A 16,828-nucleotide genomic window follows, 5' to 3' on the forward strand; every position below is an offset into this window, starting at 1 on the left:
GCGGGGAAGAAGTATGGACAGGATCCGTACCAGCTTTCTCCTCTCCGAGGACAAAGCCGTGCCGCACCTCACGCCGCGCCCGTGTCGCGCCCGTGGCGCACCAGGCTCCCGGACCCGCCCGGAGCCGGTGTCGGCCCGTCTCCCCCCGGAGTCGGTGTCGGCCCGTCTCCCCCCGGAGTCGGTGTCGGGCCGTGTGCCGGAGTCTGTGGAGAATGGGCCGGTGAACTACCGCTACCACGTGCTCGGCACCGTTCAGGCGCGCCGCACCGACGGCACCGAGGTACCCCTGAAGGGGGCGCGGCTGCGTGCGCTGCTGGTGGCGCTCGCGGCGGGCGGCGGGCGGGCGGTACCGGCGGCTCAGCTGATCGCCCAGGTGTGGGGCGAGGACGAGGAGCCGCCCGCGGACACCTCGGCGGCGCTCCAGGCCCTGGTCGGCCGCCTGCGCCGAGCCCTCGGCGGACCGGCGGTCACCTCGTCCCCCGGCGGGTACGGGCTGGCGGCCGGACCGGACGACATCGACCTCTTCCGCTTCGAGCGGCTGACGGCGGAGGGGACGGCCGCGCTGCGCGCAGGCGACCCCGCGGAGGCGGCCGGTCTGCTGGACGAGGCTCTGGCACTGTGGCAGGGCCCCGCGCTGGCGGAGCTGCCGGGCCGCGTCGGCGACCCGCTCGCCGTACGGGCCGAGCGGCGGCACGGCGAGGCCCGCCGCGCCCGGCTGGCGGCCGAGGTGGCGCTGGGCCGGGCGGCGGACGCGGTGGCCGAGCTGGCGTCGCTGGCCGCGGCGGAGCCGCTGGACGAGCCCTTGCAGGCGCTGCACATCCGGGCGCTGTGGGCGGCGGGGCGGCAGGCCGAGGCCTTGCAGGCGTACGAGGAGGTACGCACCGGACTCGCCGAACGGCTGGGCACGGACCCCGGCGCCGAACTGCGCGCCCTGCACGCACGGTTGCTGGCCGGAACCGCGGCTCCGGAAGCACCCCCGGCTCCGGAAGCACCCCTGGCACCGGAAGCATCCCTGGCACCGGAAGCACCCCCGGCACCGGAACCATCCACGGCGCCACCCCTCACCCCTCCCCCGCCCCTCGGGAACCTCCGCGCCCGCCTCACCTCCTTCGTGGGCCGCGACGAAGAACTGGCCACGCTCACACGCGAGGTGGCGGGCCGACGCCTGGTGACGCTGCTGGGAGCGGGCGGTGTCGGAAAGACCCGCCTGGCCCTGGAGGCCGCGGACGCCTCCGCCGCGCACCCCGCCCAGTGGCCCGACGGCGTACGGGTCGCCGAGCTGGCCTCCGTACGGGACGCGGAGAGCGTGCCCGAAGCCGTACTGTCCGCACTCGGCGGGCACCCCACGCAGGTGCGGGGGCCCGGCGCCGACGAGCTGCGCGCGGCCGGCGGCCCCCCGACGGCGCTCGACCAGGTGGTGGAGCACTGCCGGCAGCGGCGGTTGCTGCTCGTACTGGACAACTGCGAGCACGTGATCGACGCGGCGGCCGGGCTGGCGCACGCCGTACTGGCCGGCTGCCCGGGTGTGACGGTGCTGGCCACCAGCCGCGAACCGCTCACCGTCCCCGGCGAGTCCATTCACCCCGTCGAGCCGCTGCCGCCGCGGGCCGCGCTCCGGCTGCTGGCCGAGCGGGGCGCCGCCGCGCGCCCCGGGTTCCGTACGGAGGACGATCCGGCCGCGTGCGCGGAGATCTGCCGCAGGCTCGACGGGCTGCCGCTCGCCATCGAACTGGCGGCGGCCCGGCTGCGGGCGCTGACACCGCGGCAGATCGCGGAGCGGCTGGACGACCGGTTCCGGCTGCTGGGCGGCGGCAGCCGGACGGCGCTGCCCCGGCAGCAGACGCTGCGCGCGGTGGTGGACTGGTCGTGGGACCTGCTCACGGCGGACGAGCGCGCGGTGCTGCGCCGGCTGTCGGTCTTCTCCGGGGGCTGTGAAGCGGCGCAGGCGGAGGACGTGTGTGCCGTGCCCGCCCCGGCCGACGGCCCGCGCCACCCCGTCGACGTCCTGCCCGTCCTCACCTCTCTTGTCGACAAGTCGCTCGTCGCCGCCGCGCCGGAGAGCCCGCGCGGGATGCGCTACCGGCTGCTGGAAACGGTCGCCGAGTACGCCGGGGAGCGGCTGGCGGAGTCCGGGGAGCGGGCGGGCGTGGAGCTGCGGCACCTGACGGCGTACCGGGAGCTGGCCCGTACCGGCGATCCCGGGCTGCGCGGGCCGGAGCAGGCGTCGTGGCTGGAGCGACTGGAGACCGAGCACGACAACGTGCGGACCGCGCTGCGCACGGCGGTCGGCCGGGGCGAGGAGCAGGAAGCGCTGTGCCTGGCGCTGTCCATGAGCTGGTTCTGGCAGCTGCGCAACCACCAGGCGGACGCCCGGCACTGGGCCGCCGCCGTCGCGGAACTGGGCCCGGATCCGTTCGCCGGTCCCGATCCGTCCGCCGGTCACGATTCGCCCGCCGGACGCGATCCATCCGCGAGGCGCGATCCGTCCGCCGCCCCCGGCCCGCCCGCCGGTTCCGTACGGTCCGCCGAGCCGCTGGCGGACCGGTGTACGGCAGTACCGCCGCCGTGGGCCGGGGAGCGGCTGTGGGAGGCCCGGCGCGGGGTGCGGCTGCTGGTGCTGGCGAGCAGCGGTGACCAGGCCGGGCCGGCGGGCCGGGTGCGCCCTGAGGCGGTCGCCGCCGCGTACCGTCCGGGGCTGCCGCAGACCGCGCGGCAGCCGGGTGTCATGTGGTTCTTCGCCCGGCTGATGGCCGGGGAGTTCACGGGACTCGACGAGGCCGTCGACGCGGTCGTGCGGCACTGCCGGGACGTGGGCGACGGCTGGGACGTGGGACTGGCGCTGCTGCTGCGCACGAAACTGCTCGGCGGCCGGCCCGCCGGGCTGGACCGGTCGGCGCGCGACGCGGAGGAAGCGCTGGCGCTCTTCGAGGCGGCCGGGGACCTGTGGGGCATCGCCGAGTCCCTGTCCGCGCGCGGCGACTCCTACGAGCGGCGCGGGCAGTACGCACTGGCGGACGCGGACTTCGCGCGTGCCATGGAGTCTTCAGCCCGGATCGGGGCGCACGCGCAGGTGCCGGAGTTCAAGGCGAGGCTGGCGGCCGTACGGCTGGAAGGGACGTACGACGGGTACGAGGGGAACGAGGGGAACGAAGGGAGCGAAGGGAACGGAGGCGGCGGCGAGAGCACAGCGGCCGGCTCGCCCCTCTCTCTCCGGGTGCAGGAGGCCGAGCGGCTGCTGCTGGAGGCCGTGGCCGAGTCCCGTGCGTCCGCCGGCGAAACGCTCAGCACGGCGCGGCTGCTGCTGGCCCGGCACTACGGACGGACCGGGCGCACCGCTCTCGCCCGGGAGCAGCTGCACGAGGCACAGCAGGCGTTCACCACCGGGACGCCGGACCTCTTCACCGGCATGGTGACGGGGCTGCACGGCTGGCTGGACTGTCTGGACGGGAACTTCGCGGGCGCCCGGGAGCACCTCCGGCGGGCCGTCCGGCAGCTCGCCGGTCTCGCTCCGCTGGTGGCGCCCCGCCTGATCACCCACCAGTTCCTCGCGGCGGCCTGGGCCATGGCTCATCTGGGTGCGGCCGAGGACGGGGCGCGCCTGCTGGGCGCGTACGACCGGCACGCGCCCGCGTCCGAGGGCTTCGGCCTCCAGCCCCTGCCGCCCTCGGCCGAGGAGCGGGTACGGCGGCAGGCGGAGGCGGCACTGCGGGCGGTGCTTCCGGCGGACGCGTACGAGCGCGCCCGGGCCGCGGGCGGCGGCCTCTCCGTACGGGAGGCCGCCGCACGCATCTGACCGGCGCTCTCCGGGCTGCGCGCTCCCCCGACCATCGGCCTCAGCCGACCGGCACCCGCATCACGGGGCGTCGGCCAGCCGTTCCCGTGCCTCCGCCAGGTCCTCCTCCGTCGGCGCGTCGTCCTGGGTCAGCGCGCGCCGCCAGTATCCGGTGAAGTCGATGTCCCGCTTGTCCAGGCCGCGGTCCTCGACGAGGTGCCTGCGCAGCGCGCGGACCGCGCCCGCCTCCCCGGCGAGCCAGGCGAACACCGACCCCGCCGGGAACCGGGCCCTCCGCACCGCCTCGGCCAGCAGCTCGCCGGGCCCGGCCGGACCCGTACCGCGGTGCACCCAGTGCACGGTCAGGTCCCCGCGGGTGTCGAAGGACTGTTCGTCCGCCGCCTCCGCGACCTCGATGTACGCCACCGCGCGGGCGCCTTCGGGCAGCCACTCGGCCAGAGTGCCGATGGCGGGCAGCGCGGTCTCGTCCCCGGCGAGCAGCGTCCAGTCGGCCGTACCGAGGGGGACGGGCCGGGCGAAGTACGCCGACGGGCCGAACATGCCGAGCAGGTCGCCCGGCGCGGCGGCGCCCGCCCAGCGGGTCGCCGGACCGCTCACAGGGCCACCCGCCGGACCGCTCACCGGGCCACCCGCCGGACTGCCCGTCGTGTCCGTACCGTGCAGGACGAAGTCGATGTCGATCGTGCCGTCCCCAGGGTGGTGCGCCCGGATCGTGTAGCTGCGCATCCACGGCCGCTCGTCCTCGGGTATCGCCTGGAACGCCTGGTACCACCGCATCAGGTCGCCGTCGCCGGACGGCTCCGGCAGCCGCGGGGTGTCCTGCCCGTGCCGGGGGAAGTACAGCTTCACCTGCTGGTCCGGTCCGTCGAGACGGAAACCGGCTAGGTCGGGGCCGCCGAAGGTGATGCGCATCAGGTGCGGTGAGAGGCGCCGGACCGCGGTGACCCGGATGTAACGGACGGGCAAGGGCGAAGGCCGGGAATTCTGCTGCTGCAACACGTCTCCTTGGGGCGGGCCACCGAGTGGTTACGTATGACGGCGGTAACGGTGGCGCGGGACAGTGACACGACCGTCGCAGCCGCCGCCTACACGCCACCTACAGCTCGCCTGCACGGACGCGCACGGGCAACCGGCTCCCCTGTCGCACGCGCTGCCCAGCTATCCGGGTGATTCGCCCGCACGCCCGTCACTACGGGCCCCCCACCGTCAATACGTCTGCTGACAGGAAGAGCCCGCGCGAGAACGGATCACCCCACCATGCCCTTGCCCACGGACCGCCCCCGCCTGCTCCCCATCGCCTCGGCGAGCGCCTTGGCCCTCGCCGCCACTCTGGGCGCCGGAGCCGCCCTCGTCGCCTCCCCCGCGACCGCCTCCGGACCCGCGTACGCCGCGCCACAGACCCCCCGGGAAGCGACGGTGCGGGTGGGCACCGGCACCGCCGCCTTCTGTCTCACCCCCGAGGCCGGCCGCGCGCTCGCCAAGTCCGGGATCCGCCTCGCCGCGGTCGCCCCGGCGAAGCTCACCGGACCGGCCGGACGCCGGTGCGTGTCCGCGCCGATCTCGGGCGGCGAGTTCAACACCGGCTTCACCGCCGGGCACCTCGACTTCGGGGGCGGCTTCGACTTCGTACGCCAGGACCGGCGCCACCTGAGGGTCGACTCGCTGCGGGGCGACCTCGCCACCTCGCGTCTCACCGCGCGCGTGGGCGGCTCCAAGGCGCGCCGGACGGACTTCCTGGCGTTCCGCGTGGATCCGAACCGGATCAAGGTGGGCGGCGGACAGGTACGGGCCCAGATGGCGTTCACCCTGACCGATCGTGGTGTCGGCGCCTTCCGCGACGCCTTCCACGGGCGTTCGCCGCTCGGCGCGGGCCGGCGGATGTTCGACGGGGACGGTACGGCACGGCTCGCCACCCAGGCGGCGGGCAGCACCTCACCCGGAAGCACCGGCGCGCAGCAGCAAGCCCCCAAGAAGCAGACGCCCGCAACCGGAACCCCGAAGCAGCAGACCTCCGGAACCCCGAAGAAGCAAACTCCCGGCACAGCCCGGAAGCAGACGCCCAACACCCCCCACAAGCAGACGCCCAACACCCCCCACAAGCAGGCCCCCAGCACCACCCACAAGCAGTCTCCCGGACAAACCCCCAAGCAGGCCCCCAAGCAGCCCGTCAGGCAAGCCCCCGCCACCCCCCACCAGTCCCCCGCCGACGACACGGCCGTCGACCCGGTGAACGACGTGGCGATGGGCCCGCTGCACCAGATCGCGAACGGCTGAGTCCTCGGTCCGCACGAGCGCGGCCGTCAGTCCCGGCCGCGCTCGTGGTACCCCCGCGGCCAACTCCTGCGAGACTACGACCGCTCGCACAGCCTCGAACCACCTCGGTTCCCCGCGGAGCCGCCGAGAGAAGCAGGTTGCCGATGCGCGGAGGCAAGGTCGTCGTCGTGGGCGGGAGCATCGCCGGATGCGCCGCCGCACTCGCCGTGCACCGGGGCGGCGCGGCGGAGGTCACGGTCCTCGAACGCGCCACCGGCGGGCTGGCGGACCGCGGCGCCGGACTGGCGGTGCACAACACCCGGTACACGGAACTCGCGTCGGCGGGCTACCTGGACGCCGGCATCCCGTCGCTACAGCTCCGCCGGCGCCGCTGGTACACACGTGACGGCGCGCGGCCGCTCGGCCGGGCGGTGGGGGAACTGCCCTTCCCGTTCCGTACGTACAACTGGGGGCCGCTCTGGCGCGGGCTGCGCGACCGGATGCCCGGGGCCGCCGTGTTCCAGGGGCACAGCCCGGTCCGTACGGTCGAGACCTCACCCGGCGGCGCGGCGGTGCACCTCGCCGACGGCACCGTCCACCACGCCGATCTGGTCATCGGCGCGGACGGGTACCGCTCCGTGGTCCGCGGCGCTGCCTTCCCCGACGTACGGCCCGCGTACGCCGGGTATCTCGCCTGGCGCGGCGCGTTCCCCGCCGAGCGGCTGGCCACGCTCGGGTCCGACCCGGACGACGCGTGGCCGGTCGAGGACTGCGTCTTCGCCGTGTTCACCGGCGGCCACGCCGTCATCTACCGCATCCCGGACGGCGTCGGCGGCCACCGCGCCAACTGGGTGCTGTACGCCGTCCCCCCGCCGGAACTCGACCTCGGTCTGGACATCCCCACCAGCCTGCCGCCCGGCACCCTCGGCGCGGCGCTGCACGCCTGCTTCGCGCAGGTCACCGGCACCCTCCTGCCGCCGTACTGGGGCAGCCTGCTCCAGCTCACCCAGCCCGAGGAGCTGTTCATCCAGCCGATGTACGACGTCACGGCGCCCCACTACGCCGTGGACCGCCTGCTGCTCACCGGCGACGCGGCGACGGTCGCCCGCCCGCACACCGGCAGCGGTGCGGTCAAGGCGCTCCAGGACGCCACCGCCCTGGAGGCGGCGTGCTCCGCCGCGAACACCTGGTCCGAGGTGTCCGCCGCGTACGATGCCGCGCGCGGGCCCGTCGGGGTGTCGATGATGGAACTCGGCCGCCGCCTCGGCGATGCCCTCGTGCTGCGGAGTCCGGACTGGCGGCCGGTCGGCCAGGCGCAGCTGGACGCCCTGTGGGCCGGGGCGGGCGCGGCCGCGTTCGGCGGGCGCGAACTGCCGGGCGCGCGCGACGCGGCCCCGCGCGTCACGGAGCGGTAGCGGCCGCGTTTCCGGGGCACCCGTCCCGCACGTCCGGGGACCGGACGCACTCGCGCAACCGGGGACCGGACGCTCCCGCACATCCGGGTACCGGGCACTCCCGCCCATCCGGGTACCGGACAATGGAACCGCCAGACCGGCCCGCTGCCACGGGCCGGCGCACCAGGACGGACGGGACTGATCAGACATGGGACGGGTCACCGAGCGACGCCGCGTCATCCGCATCCGCGACGGAGCCGTGAGCACGCGCCCGGACACCCTCGTCGGCGAGGAGCCGCTGGAGATCCGCCTCGGCGGCAGGCCGCTCGCCGTCACGATGCGCACGCCGGGCGACGACTTCGCACTGGCCGCGGGCTTCCTCGTCAGCGAGGGTGTGCTGGGCAGCGCCGGGGAGCTGGCGAACGTCGTGTACTGCGCGGGCGCCACCGAGGACGGGTCGAACACCTACAACGTGGTGGACGTCCAGCTCGCCCCCGGCGTCCCCGTCCCTGACGTCTCCCTGGAACGCAACGTCTACACGTCGTCGTCCTGCGGCGTGTGCGGCAAGGCGAGCCTGGACGCGGTCCGCACGACCACCCGCTGGCCCCTGGACCCGCCCGCCGACGCGGCGGCCCGTATCACGCCCGGTACGCTGGCCGACCTCCCCGGCCGGCTGCGGGCCGCGCAACGCGTGTTCGACCGGACCGGCGGGCTGCACGCCGCCGCGCTCTTCGACTCCGACGGTGAACTCCTCGACGTACGCGAGGACGTGGGCCGCCACAACGCCGTCGACAAGGTCGTCGGCCGCGCTCTCCAGGAGGGCAGGCTGCCGTTGCGCGACACCGTGCTGATGGTGTCGGGCCGGGCGTCGTTCGAGCTGGTCCAGAAGGCGGTCATGGCGGGCATCCCCGCTCTCGCCGCCGTCTCGGCGCCGTCCTCCCTGGCCGTCGACCTGGCCGTCGAGAGCGGCCTGACGCTGGTGGGGTTCCTGCGGGGCACGTCGATGAACGTGTACGCGGGCGAGGAGCGGATCGCGCTGGGCGCGGCGGCGGGGCGGGGCTGAGAGCGGCCGGCAGACGGGCCGCGCGCCGAGCAGGCGGACGCGGACCGCGCGCCCACTCCGTCCGGCCCCGGCCACTTCCGTCCGCTTCCAGCTACTTCCGGCTACTTCCGTCCGCTTCCAGCTACTTCCGGCTACTTCCGGCTACTTCCGGCTACTTCCGGCTACTTCCGGCTACCGGCGTCCAACTCCGCCACCCGGGCCAGCAGTTCCATCAGCTGCTCGCGTTCGGCCGGGGTGAGGCGTGCGGTCAGCTCCGCGTTGGCCCGGTCGCCCAGCGCCTCCGTACGGCGCAGCCTGCGCTCCCCCGCCGCGGAGATCTCGATGGCGTTCTTGCGCCGGTCCCTGGGGTCGGGTGTGCGGGTCACCAGCCCGTCGGCCTGCAAGTCGTTGACGACCGCGACCATGTCCTTCGGGTCGATGCCCACACTGCGGCCCAGCTCCGCCTGGGAGACGGGCCCCAGCTCACCGACGGCCGAGAGCACCGCGTGGTGCATCATCCGCATCCCCTCCTCGGCGAGCGCTTCCGCGACGAGACGGTGGCCGCGTGCGGCCGCCCGGCCGAGCAGCCAGCTGGGGAGGGCGCGGATACGGGAAGGGGCGTACGGGGTCTCTGCCATGGAACCACCTTACGAGAAAACCATTGGGCACCCCAACGAACCCTGTATCGTTGGGCCACCCAATGGTTCCCCGGCGCGTTCACGTGCGTCATGTACATCCATGTACATCCATGTACGTCACGTACGTCACGTACGTCACGTACGTCACGTACGTAATGTGCGTCCACGTGCCTCATGTGCGTCCGCATACGTCCGGGAACCCGTCCCCGCGCGAGCATCCCGCCGCGCCCGCTTCCCCGGAGGTACCCATGCGGCGAGTCCGTTTCCATGCGTACGGCGGTCCCGAAGTCCTGCGCGTCGAGGAGGCCGAGGCCCCCGTTCCGGGCCCCGGCGAACTGCTCGTCCGTACGGAGGCCGTCGGCGTGAGCCTGCCGTCCGTGCGCCGGACGCACGGCGACGGCCAGGGCGGCGGGGTGCCGCTGCCCGCCGTGCTCGGCGGTGAGGTGGCCGGCGAGGTCGCCGCCCTGGGCCCGGACGTCACCGGATTCGCGGTCGGCGACCGGGTCACCGGGCTCTCCTTCACCGGTTCGTACGCCGACCTGACCACCGTGCCCGCGGCGCTCGCCGCGCGGATACCGGACGGGGCGACCGGCGTGGACGCCGTCGCGCTGGTCCGCGGCGGCCAGGTCGCCCTCGCCGTGCTGGCCACCGCGGCCCCCACCGGCACCGAGTCGGTCCTGATCACCGGCGCCGCCAGTGCCACCGGACATCTCGCGGTGCAGCTGGCCAGGTTGCGGGGGGTGCCGCGGGTGGTGGCGGCCGTCGGCTCCGCCGCCAAGGCGGACTTCCTGTACGGGCTGGGCGCCGACGAGGTGGTGACGTACGAGGACGAGTCCTGGGGCGCGCCCGTCGACATCGTCCTGGACGGCGTCGGCGGGGATCTGCTGCCGCGCGCGGTGGCGGCGCTCGCGCCGGGCGGGCGGCTGGTGTTCTTCAACTCGGGCGGCGGCACGGTCCCGGCCTACGACCTCCTCGCGGGCTCGAAGACGATCACCGGGCTCACCATGGCGCGCTTCGCCGCCACCCGGCCGGAGCTGTACGAACGGCACGGCACCGAGCTGTGGGAGCACTTCTTCGCCGGCCGCCTGCGGGCCGCCGTGCACGCGCGGATCCCGCTGGCGGAGGCCGCCCGCGCGCACGAGATCATCGAGGCCCGCGCCAACCTCGGCAAGGTCGTCCTGCTGCCCTGACCGCTGCTCCGCCCGTGGAGCGAAGGCCCGTACGGATCTGCCCGGCGCCCCGGTGTGCTCCGGACGGGGGAAATCCGGCCGGGTGCGAAGAAGCGCCGCGCGTGGCTTGTGGCGGTAGCGGGGGGCCAGTAGCTTCCTGCGCACCGGAGCACGGACGCGAGAGCACGGGCGTGGAACCCGGGACATCCCACGTGGGACCTGGGACATCCCACGTAGGACCTGGGACATCCCACGTAGGACGTGGAATGTCCCCTGACATGCCCTGTTCTCGACCTCCTCTCCTCCCCCCACGCCTCCTTGAAGCCGCCTCGACGCCTCCTCGACGCCCCGAAGGGCAGGTCGGACCATGACGTCACCATTCCGCCGTACCCTGGCCGCGCTCGCCATGGCCGCCGCCGCCCTGGCCCCGGTGGCCACCGCCCAGGCCCGTCCCGCACCCCCCGGCGCCGCCCCCGCCCCGGGCTTCGAACAGCAGGTGCTGTTCAAAGGAGCCCAGGAGCACGGTTACGCGTGCTTCCGTATCCCGGCGATTGTCCGGTCCACCGCCGGCACGCTGCTGGCCTTCGCCGAGGGCCGGGTACGCGACTGCGGTGACGCCGGCGACATAGACCTCGTACTGAAACGCTCCACCGACGGCGGCCGTACGTGGGGTCCGCTCCAGGTCGTCAACGAGGGCGGCGGGGACACCCACGGCAACCCGGCCCCGGTCGTCGACCGCGCGACCGGCCGCGTCCTGCTCGCGGAGACCTACAACAAGGGCCGCCCCGACGCCGGGGCCTGTGACGTGCCCTGCGACCGCACCCCGCACCTCCAGTACAGCGACGACGACGGCGCCACCTGGTCCGCGCCGCGCGACCTGACCGCCGAACTGCGCCCCGCCGGCTGGAACTCCTGGTACGCCACCGGCCCCGTGCACGGCATCCAGCTCGCCCGCGGGCGGCACGCCGGACGGCTGGTCTTCACCGTCAACGCCGAGAGTTACGCGGGCGGCCGGATAACGGCCAACCACGCGGCGCTGATGCTCAGCGACGACGGCGGTGACAACTGGCGGGTCGGCGCCGTGGACAGTTACCCGACCGCCGCCGACGGCACCTTCCGCCAGAAGCCGTCCGAGATGAGCCTGCTGGAACGCTCCGACGGCTCGGTGTACGTCAACGGGCGCGAGCAGGACGGCACCGACCTCGGCCACCGCACCGCGGCCGTCAGCCACGACGGCGGTGAGTCCTTCGCCCGCCCCTTCCGCGCGCTGCCCGACCTGTACGCGCCCATGGTGCAGGGCTCGGTGCTGCGGCTGCCTCGGCGGAGCCCCGGCAGTCCCGTCCGTACGCTGTTCGCCGCGCCCGCCGACCCCGACCGCCGCCGCACCATGACCCTCCGCTCCTCCTACGACGAAGGCCGCACCTGGGAAGGCGTGGACCGGGGCGCCCGGGTCACCACCGACTGGTCCGGCTACTCGGACCTGGTGTCCGTCGCCCCGGGCCTGACCGGTCTGCTGTACGAGGGCGGCGCGGTCGACGCCCGTGACGAGATCCGCTTCGCGCGCTTCACCGACGGCTGGCTCGGCCCGCGCCGCGCCCCCGACCCGACGACCCCCGACCGCGCACGGCACGCCCGGCCCGCCCTGGTCCTGGGCGGCGCCCGTACGGTCCCGGGCCGCTTCGGCGACGGGCTCGCCTTCGACGGCCGGGACGACGCCGTACGGCTGCCCTTCCGCCGCTCGCTGCCCCTGGGCGACGGCGACTTCACGTGCAGCCTCTGGTTCCGCCACCGCGCCACCACCGGTGAGCAGCCCTTCCTGTGGATGGGCGGGGTGGGCAGCCGCAGCCCGCAGGTGGCGCTGCGCGGCGACCCCGCCCGCAACCGGGTCAGCGCCTCGGTCACCGCGGTCGACGGCGCCCGGCCGCCCGCCACCGCCGAGGCCGCCACCACGACCGCGTACAACGACGGCGCCTGGCACCACCTGGCCCTGCGGCGCGCGGACGGCCGGCTGACGCTCACCGTCGACGGCGCCGAGACCCGTACGGTCCCCGACGTGCCCGGTTCGGTGAGCCGGAACTCGGTCTTCGGTGTCCACGCGGGGCAGAAGGTGGACAGCCGCTCCCAGCTCTCCGGCGACCTGGACGAGGTACGGGTCTACGGGCGCGCGTTGAGCGACGGGGAACTGGACCGCGTACGCGAGGACAACGCGCGCGTCCCGGGGCCCGTCGTGCTGCGGCTGCCGCTGGACCGCGTGGACGACGGCACCTGACGGCGCCCGCCGCCCGGCCCCGGCCCGGCCCCCGGCTCGCCGGGGGCCTGTGCCGCGTACCGCTTCGCGAGGACCGCGCAGACCATCAGCTGCATCTGGTGGAAGAGCATCAGCGGCAGCACGGCCAGCCCGGCCTGGGCGCCGAACAGGACACTGGCCATGGGCAGCCCGGCGGCCAGGCTCTTCTTCGAGCCCGCGAAGGTGATGGCGATCCGGTCGCCGCGGGCGAAACCGGCCTTCCTGGAGCCGTAGGACGTGATCGTCAGCATCAGGGCCAGCAGGACGGCTTCGACGGCCAGTAGGCTCAGCAGGCGCCACGGCGAGACCTGGTGCCAGATGCCCTCGACCATGCCCGTGCTGAAGGCGGTGTAGACGACGAGGAGTATCGAGCCGCGGTCGACCAGGCCGAGGATCTTCTTGTGGCGGGTGATGAAGCCGACGGTCCAGCGGCGCAGCAGCTGGCCGGCGAGGAACGGCGCGAGCAGCTGGAGCACGATCGAGACCAGCGAGTGCGCCGAGAAGCCGCCGCCGTCGCCGCCCAGGAGGAGCGCCGCCAGCAGCGGCGTCACGACGATGCCGACGAGGCTGGAGAAGGAGCCCGCGCAGATCGCCGCCGCGACGTTGCCGCGCGCGATGGAGGTGAAGGCGATCGACGACTGGACGGTGGAGGGCACCAGGCACAGGAAGAGCAGGCCGGTGTGGAGGGGCTGGGTCAGGACGTACGGGACGAGGCCGCGGGCGGCCAGCCCGAGCACCGGGAAGACCACGAACGTGCAGGCCAGCACCGTCAGGTGCAGCCGCCACTGACGCATTCCGTCCAGTGCCTCGCGAGTGGAGAGCCGGGCGCCGTAGAGGAAGAAGAGCAGCGCGACGGCGCCGGTCGACGCGTCACCGGCGACGGTGGCGGCCGCGCCCCGGGCGGGGAGCAGCGCCGCGAGGCCGACGGTGCCGACGAGGGCCAGGATGAATCCGTCCACGGGGAGCCAGGAGGGGATTCGGAGCTGAGGGCGGCGCATGGTCTCTCTTCGCGGGTCGGTACGGGGCGGGCGGACGGCGCTGTGCCGGGCGCCGCGGACGGCGCCCTCCAGCCTGCCTGGCTCCGCACCCATCGGGAAACCCTCTTACCGTGGTGACTGTCATCATGGAACGTGATGGGCGGCTAGGGTGGGGCGATGTTCGATCCCGTGCAGTTGCGCACGTTCCTCGCGGTGGCGCAGACGCTGAGCTTCACGCAGGCCGCGCACCGGCTCGGCCTGCGCCAGTCCACCGTCAGCCAGCACGTACGCAAGCTGGAGGACGCGGCCGGGCGGCGGCTGTTCGCCCGGGACACCCACGCCGTGGACCTCACCGAGGACGGCGAGGCGATGCTCGGCTTCGCCCGCACCATCCTGGAGGCCAACGAGCGGGCCGCGGGGTTCTTCACGGGCACCCGGCTGCGCGGCCGGCTGCGGTTCGGGGCCTCGGAGGACTTCGTCCTGACCCGGATGCCGGAGGTGCTGGAGGAGTTCCGGCGCGACCACCCCGAGGTGGACCTGGAGCTGACGGTCGAACTCTCCGGCACGCTGCACGAACTCCTGGCAGCCGGCCGGCTCGACCTCGTCCTGGCCAAGCGCCGCCCGGGCCCGGCGCGCGGCCGGGCCGAGGCACCCACCGGCCGGCTCGTCTGGCGGGACCGGCTGGTGTGGATCGGCACGGACCGGCTGCGGCTGGACGCCCGGCGGCCGGTCCCGCTGGTGGTGTTCCCGCCGCCCGCGGTGACCCGGGCCCGCGCACTGGAGGCGCTGGAGCGGCAGGGCCGCGACTGGCGCATCGCCTGTACGAGCGGCAGCCTCAACGGCCTGATCGCGGCGACCCGGGCGGGCCTGGGCGTGATGGCGCACAGTCTCGGCATGATCCCGCCCGGCCTGGTCCGCGTGCCGTCCCGGGCCGGGCTGCCGGACCTGGGCGGGGTGGATTTCGTCCTGCTGCACGGCGCCGAGCGGGACGGCGCGGCCCGCGGCCCGGCCGACGCCCTGGCCGACGCGATACTGGCGGGCGGCGACCGGTTGCAGCTGCCGTAGGGGCAGGCGTTGAGCTGCCGTAGGGAAACGCGTGGCAACTGCCGCAGGCACACGCGGGACACCCGTAGCCCCGCGCGACGACAGCCGTTCCTGCTGCTCGGGCGCGCTCGGCCGCGCTCAGCCGCGTTCGGAGAGATTTGGTGCAGATCCGGTCCCGGCCTCGTGATCGTCGTGCGCGTGCCGCCACCGGCGATGTCCCGCCTTCTCCGGAGTAGCCCGTTTTCGCCGCATGACCAGCGACTACGCCATCGGTCCGCCGGACCGGACGCCCCTCCCGCGGGCCGTCCTGTTGGGGTACGGTCTCGGCCCTGTGAGAAGCAGCACGAGGAGCTGGGTCATTGCGCGAGTTCACCGTCCCACCTTTGGCGACGGCGCCCCGCGTCGGCGGGTTGGCGGACGCTGTCTTCGACCATGCCGACTCGGATCCCGGCCGGGCCGCGCTGGCGCGTAAGGACGCCGCCGGCCAGTGGCGGGACGTGAGCTCCGCGCGGTTCCGCGACGAGGTGCTGGCGCTGGCCAAGGGGCTGCTCGCGCAGGGCGTCCGCTTCGGCGACCGGGTCGGGATCATGTCCCGTACCCGCTACGAGTGGACGCTGTTCGACTTCGCCCTGTGGTCCGTGGGCGCCCAGTCCGTGCCGCTGTACCCGACCTCGTCCGCCGAGCAGGTCTACTGGATGCTGCACGACGCGGGCGTCACCGCCTGCATGGTCGAGCACGAGGACCACGCGATGACCATCGGCTCGGTCATCGACCGGCTGCCGCAGCTGCGCCGGCTGTGGCAGCTGGACGCCGACCCGGTGGCCGAGCTGACGGCGGCGGGCGCGCACCTGGAGGACGACGTGGTGCACCGCCACCGTATGGCGGTGACCCCGGACGCGACCGCGACCGTCATCTACACCTCCGGCACCACCGGCCGCCCCAAGGGCTGCGTCATCAGCCACGCGAACTTCATGGCGGAGGCCGACAACGTCGTCCAGCGCTACGAGACGGTCTTCCACTCCAAGCCCGGTGACGAGGCGTCCACCCTGCTGTTCCTGCCGCTCGCGCATGTCTTCGGGCGGATGGTGCAGGTCGCTGCGGTACGCGGCCGGGTCAAGCTGGGCCACCAGCCCGACCTGTCCGCCACCGCGCTGCTGCCGGACCTCCAGTCGTTCCGGCCCAGCTTCGTCCTCGCCGTGCCGTACATCTTCGAGAAGGTCTTCGCGGCGGCCCGGCGCAAGGCCGAGGCGGAAGGCCGGCTCGGCCCGTTCGAAAAGGCCGTCGACGTGGCGGTCCACTACGCCGAGGCACTGGAGCACAAGGCGTTCGGCACCGCCTCCGGGCCCGGCGCCCCGCTGCGCGTGCAGCACCAGCTCTTCGACAAGCTGGTGTACAGCAAGGTGCGGGAGGCGCTGGGCGGGCGGGTGCGGCACGCGATGTCGGGCGGCTCCGCGATGGAGCGCCGGCTGGGGCTGTTCTTCGCCGGCGCCGGGGTGACGATCTACGAGGGGTACGGCCTGACGGAGTCCACCGCGGCCGCCACCGCCAACCCGCCCGAGCGCACCCGCTTCGGCACGGTCGGCTCCCCGGTGCCCGGCACGACCGTGCACATCGCCGAGGACGGCGAGATCTGGCTGCACGGCGGCCAGATCTTCCAGGGCTACCTGAACGACGCCCGGGCCACCGACGCCGTCCTGCGCGACGGCTGGCTGGCCACCGGCGACCTCGGCGCGCTCGACGAGGACGGCTATCTGACGATCACCGGCCGGAAGAAGGAGATCCTGGTCACCTCCGGTGGCAAGACCCTCTCCCCGGTCGTCCTGGAGGAGCGGGTACGGGCCCATCCCCTGGTCGCCCAGTGCATCGTCGTCGGCAACGACCGCCCGTTCGTGGCCGCGCTGGTGACGCTCGATCCGGAGGCGGTCGCGCACTGGCTCAGGATGCGCGGCAAGCCGGAGCTGCCGCCGACGGACCTGGTGCACGACCCCGACCTGGAGACCGAGATCCGGCGGGCCGTCGTCGCCGCTAACACGCTGGTCTCGCAGGCCGAGTCGATCCGGACGTTCCGGATACTGGCGCACCAGTTCAGCGAGGAGCACGGCCTGCTGACGCCGTCGCTCAAGCTGAAGCGCAAGGCCGTCGAGGCGGCGTACGCGACGGAGGTGGAGGCGCTGTACCGGTCGTGAGACGGCGGCCCGCCCGGAGGGGTGCTCCCCCGCGCGGCGGAGGCG

The 16,828-nt window shown here is 74.4% G+C and carries 11 protein-coding genes; 8 read left to right on the top strand and 3 right to left on the bottom strand.

All coding sequences use genetic code 11. From position 1 onward, the window contains the following. The first annotated feature begins 220 nt into the window (after positions 1–220). A complete protein-coding gene (locus AB0L45_RS12015; RefSeq protein ID WP_365838709.1) occupies positions 221–3,793 on the top strand; it encodes a BTAD domain-containing putative transcriptional regulator in 3,573 nt (1,190 codons plus the stop codon). Between the two features lie 60 nt (positions 3,794–3,853). Here the strand turns inward: AB0L45_RS12015 and AB0L45_RS12020 are convergent, their stop codons facing one another. Continuing rightward, on the bottom strand, positions 3,854–4,789 hold the full coding sequence (locus tag AB0L45_RS12020; RefSeq protein WP_365838711.1) for a siderophore-interacting protein: 936 nt from the start codon (positions 4,787–4,789) through the stop codon (positions 3,854–3,856). A gap of 261 nt (positions 4,790–5,050) precedes the next feature. Here AB0L45_RS12020 and AB0L45_RS12025 point away from each other — a divergent pair, with 261 nt between their 5' ends. The 3 genes from AB0L45_RS12025 to fdhD all read left to right on the top strand — a co-directional run bounded on the left by AB0L45_RS12025 (position 5,051) and on the right by fdhD (position 8,503). Continuing rightward, positions 5,051–6,067: a hypothetical protein gene (locus tag AB0L45_RS12025; RefSeq protein ID WP_365838713.1), complete on the top strand. Its 1,017-nt coding sequence runs from the start codon at positions 5,051–5,053 to the stop codon at positions 6,065–6,067. A gap of 143 nt (positions 6,068–6,210) precedes the next feature. Further along, positions 6,211–7,461, top strand: coding sequence for an FAD-dependent monooxygenase (locus AB0L45_RS12030; RefSeq protein ID WP_365838715.1), 1,251 nt, complete (start codon positions 6,211–6,213; stop codon positions 7,459–7,461). A gap of 187 nt (positions 7,462–7,648) precedes the next feature. Then, positions 7,649–8,503, top strand: a complete 855-nt coding sequence (gene fdhD / locus AB0L45_RS12035) for a formate dehydrogenase accessory sulfurtransferase FdhD (protein ID WP_365838717.1) — start codon at positions 7,649–7,651, stop codon at positions 8,501–8,503. A 161-nt stretch (positions 8,504–8,664) separates the two neighbouring features. Here the strand turns inward: fdhD and AB0L45_RS12040 are convergent, their stop codons facing one another. Beyond that, positions 8,665–9,120, bottom strand: a complete 456-nt coding sequence (locus tag AB0L45_RS12040; RefSeq protein WP_365838719.1) for a MarR family transcriptional regulator — start codon at positions 9,118–9,120, stop codon at positions 8,665–8,667. A 248-nt stretch (positions 9,121–9,368) separates the two neighbouring features. On the opposite strand from AB0L45_RS12040, the gene AB0L45_RS12045 reads away from it, so the two are divergent. Next, positions 9,369–10,310, top strand: coding sequence for a zinc-binding dehydrogenase (locus AB0L45_RS12045; protein ID WP_365838721.1), 942 nt, complete (start codon positions 9,369–9,371; stop codon positions 10,308–10,310). A gap of 346 nt (positions 10,311–10,656) precedes the next feature. After that, positions 10,657–12,558 carry an exo-alpha-sialidase gene (locus AB0L45_RS12050; protein ID WP_365838723.1) on the top strand — a complete coding sequence of 634 codons (1,902 nt, stop codon included), beginning with the start codon at positions 10,657–10,659 and terminating at the stop codon, positions 12,556–12,558. Here the strand turns inward: AB0L45_RS12050 and AB0L45_RS12055 are convergent. Continuing rightward, on the bottom strand, positions 12,444–13,574 hold the full coding sequence (locus tag AB0L45_RS12055; protein ID WP_365839037.1) for a bile acid:sodium symporter family protein: 1,131 nt from the start codon (positions 13,572–13,574) through the stop codon (positions 12,444–12,446). The genes AB0L45_RS12050 and AB0L45_RS12055 overlap by 115 nt on opposite strands. A 156-nt stretch (positions 13,575–13,730) precedes the next feature. Between AB0L45_RS12055 and AB0L45_RS12060 the strand changes: the two genes are divergently transcribed. Both AB0L45_RS12060 and AB0L45_RS12065 read left to right on the top strand, forming a co-directional pair. After that, entirely contained in the window at positions 13,731–14,618 is an 888-nt protein-coding gene (locus AB0L45_RS12060; RefSeq protein ID WP_365838725.1) for a LysR substrate-binding domain-containing protein, read from the top strand. Between the two features lie 362 nt (positions 14,619–14,980). After that, on the top strand, positions 14,981–16,783 hold the full coding sequence (locus tag AB0L45_RS12065) for a long-chain fatty acid--CoA ligase (RefSeq protein WP_365838726.1): 1,803 nt from the start codon (positions 14,981–14,983) through the stop codon (positions 16,781–16,783). Positions 16,784–16,828 lie beyond the last annotated feature (45 nt).

Origin of the sequence: Streptomyces sp. NPDC052496, assembly GCF_040679095.1 — a bacterium.
In the GTDB taxonomy this organism is placed as follows: Bacteria; Actinomycetota; Actinomycetes; order Streptomycetales; family Streptomycetaceae; genus Streptomyces.